The sequence below is a fragment of the Kineococcus indalonis genome, assembly GCF_009906395.1.
GTDB classification, from domain to species: Bacteria; Actinomycetota; Actinomycetes; order Actinomycetales; family Kineococcaceae; genus Kineococcus; species Kineococcus indalonis.
On the sequence record NZ_JAAALM010001004.1, the window covers coordinates 1 to 497 of the forward strand.

General features: G+C 79.5%; 1 protein-coding gene. It reads right to left on the minus strand.

All coding sequences use genetic code 11. The annotated features are described in order from the left end of the window. A partial coding sequence (locus tag GTR00_RS22415; protein WP_166613661.1) for a MarR family winged helix-turn-helix transcriptional regulator occupies nt 1-497 on the minus strand: 497 nt, incomplete at both ends.

The following is a 497-nucleotide window of genomic DNA, read 5'->3' on the forward strand; positions in this document are numbered from 1 at the left end:
TCGCGGGGCTGCTCGGGGGGCTGGTCGGGGGCGCCGTCGCCGCGGACGTGCTCCAGGCCGTCGCTGAAGCGGGACAGCAGGGCGACGAAGGTGCCGAGATCGGTGTCGTCCCAGCCGCCCACGGCGCGGGCCAGCCGTTCCTGGCGGCGCCGGACGGTGTCGGCGACGACCTCGCGGCCGGCGCCGGTGACGGCCAGCAGGCAGGCGCGGCGGTCGTCGGGGTCGGGCCGGCGCTCCAGCAGGCCGCGGCGCACCAGCTCGCCGGTCTGCCGGCTGACGGTGGAGGGGTCGGTGCCCAGGCGCTCGGCGAGGGTGCCGACGCGGCTGGGGCCGGCGTGCGCGACGACGAGCAGCACGGTGTGCACGGCGCGCTCGGCCCCGTCCTGGGCGCGGGCGACCTGCGCCTTGAGCGCGTGCAGGGCGCGCACGGTGCGGTTGACCTCCTCCGACAGCGCCGGCAGGAGGGTGTCCTCGCGCTCGGCGCCGGTGCCGGGGGC